The 2,505-nt window shown below is 73.2% G+C and carries 1 protein-coding gene; it reads left to right on the forward strand.

What is annotated here, in order from left to right; genetic code table 11:
• Positions 1 to 2,505 (forward strand): acyltransferase domain-containing protein (locus ACFXMF_RS47420; protein ID WP_380021314.1); only part of this gene is annotated, 2,505 nt, incomplete at both ends.

Below are 2,505 nucleotides of genomic sequence, written 5' to 3' on the forward strand. Positions count from 1 at the left end.
GGAGTGGCTCGACCGGGTGGATGTGGTGCAGCCGGTGTTGTGGGCGGTGATGGTGTCCCTGGCGGAGTTGTGGGCTTCGTTCGGGGTGAAGCCGGGTGCGGTGGTGGGGCATTCGCAGGGTGAGATCGCTGCCGCTTGTGTGGCCGGGGCGTTGTCGTTGCAGGACGCGGCGAAGGTTGTGGCGTTGCGGAGCCGGGCGATTCTGGAGATGGCCGGCTCGGGCGGAATGGCGTCGGTCGGTGTCCCGGTGGAGCGGGCCACCGCATTGATCGGGGAGTACGCGGGCCGGATCTCGGTCGCGGCGGTGAACGGTCCGTCCTCGGTGACCGTGGCCGGCGAGGGTGCCGCGCTGGACGAACTGCTCGCGGAATGCGGACGGTCGGACGTGTGGGCGCGCCGGGTCCCGGTGGACTACGCGTCGCATTCGGTGCAGGTGGAGTCCATCCGTGAGCGGCTCGTGACCGAGCTGGCCGATATCGAACCGGCGGTGCCGGTGGTCCCGTTCTACTCGGCGGTGGCGGCGGAGCGGGTGGAGGGCGCCGCCCTGGACGCGGAGTACTGGTACAGCAACCTGCGCGAGACCGTGCGGTTCGAGGAGACGGTGCGGCTGCTGCTCGCGCAGGGCTTCGACACCTTCGTCGAGGCCAGCGCACACCCGGTGCTCACCACCCCGATCGAGAGCACCATCGAGTCCGCCGACGCCCGGGCGGTGGTGCTCGGTTCGTTGCGCCGGGGCGAGGGCGGGCCGGATCACTTCACCGCCGCCTTGGCCCGGGCGTACGCCGCCGGCCTCGCGGTGGACTGGTCGCCGCTGCTCGGCGACCCGGCCCGGCCCGGCCGCGGCACGGACCTCGACCTGCCGACGTACGCCTTCCAGCACCGGCGTTACTGGCTGCGCGACGTGTCGCTCGGCGGTGCCGACGACGCGGCCGGACTCGGACTCACCGGTGAGGGCCATCCCCTGTTGGGCGCCTCGGTGTCGTTGGCCGACGGGCAGGGATACCTGCTCACCGGGCGGCTGTCGTTGTCCTCGCACGCCTGGCTCAGGGACCACGCGGTCGCCGGGACCGTGCTGCTGCCCGGTACGGCCTTCGTCGAACTGGCCATCCGTGCCGGGGATTCCGTGGGTTGCGGCCACCTGGACGAACTGGCCCTGGAAGCACCTCTGGTGTTGCCCGAACAGGGCGGAATCCAGATCCAGGTCGTGGTTACGGCACCGAACGCCGACGGCGGCCGGGCGGTCTCCGTCTTCTCCCGCGCCGACGACGACCCGGACCGGGAGTGGACCAGGAACGCGTGCGGTGCGCTCCTGCCTGATGTTGTCACCGCCGCCGGGTCGGGCGAGGACGCCGATCCCGGCACGACGGCGTGGCCACCCGCCGGCGCCCGGCCGATCGAACTCGACGACTTCTACTCGGACCTGGCCGAGGTCGGCTACGCCTACGGCCCCGCCTTCCAGGGTCTGCGCGCGGCCTGGCGGGTCGCCGACGACCTGTACGCCGAAGTGGCGCTCCCCGTCGAGCACCGGGAAAGCGCCGGCCGGTTCGGGCTGCACCCGGCGCTGCTCGATGCCGCGTTGCAGGCGGCGGCGCTGACCGCCATCGGCGAAGGCGGTGCCGCGGTCCGCCTGCCGTTCGTCTGGAGCGGGGTACGGCTGCGGGCATCCGGGGCGTCGTCGCTGCGCGTACGCCTGTCCGTGCGCGACGCGGACTCGGTGGCCGTGGAGGCCACGGACGGCACCGGCGGACCGGTGTTCTCCGCGCGTGGCCTCGTCCTGCGGCCGATCGCCGCCGATCGGCTCGTGCGTGCCGCCGACGATACGGCCGACAACCTCCTGCGCCTGGACTGGATCCCGGCCCCGGTGGCCGCGATCGAACAAACGGGTGCCGACGCCGACGACGTGACGGTGTTCGACTGTGCCCCCTCTGCGACCCCGGTCGGCACCGGGCTCGCGGACGCCGTGTCGGAGGCGGCGGCGCACGTGCTGCGCCGGATCCGGGAGTGGCTCGCGGCCGAGGGGCAGGCACGGTCGCGGCTGGTCCTGGTCACGCACGGTGCGGTGGCGGCCGGCCCGGGCGATGTGGTGGCGGACCTCGTACACGCGCCGGTGTGGGGCCTGATCCGGTCGGCGCAGAGCGAGCATCCCGGCAGGTTCGTCCTGGTGGACACGGACGACAGCCCGGCCTCCGCAGCCCTGCTGGACGCCGCGACGCGCAGCGGCGAGACACAACTCGCCTTGCGCCAGGGCGAGTTGCTCGTACCCAGGTTGGCCCGTCTCGGCGGCCCCGGCGACGCACTGGTCCCGCCGGCCGGAGCCTGGCGGTTGCACACCGCCGGCACCGGGACGCTGGAGGGCCTGGCCCTCGGGCCGGCACCGCAGGACGCCGAGGAGGACCGACTCGAAACGGGTCGGGTGCGGATCGCGGTGCGGGCGGCGGGGCTCAATTTCCGGGACGTGTTGATCACGCTGGGGATGTATCCGGGTGCCGCGTCGATGGGTGGCGA

It is taken from the genome of Embleya sp. NPDC059213, from assembly GCF_042754445.1.
In the GTDB taxonomy this organism is placed as follows: Bacteria; Actinomycetota; Actinomycetes; order Streptomycetales; family Streptomycetaceae; genus Embleya.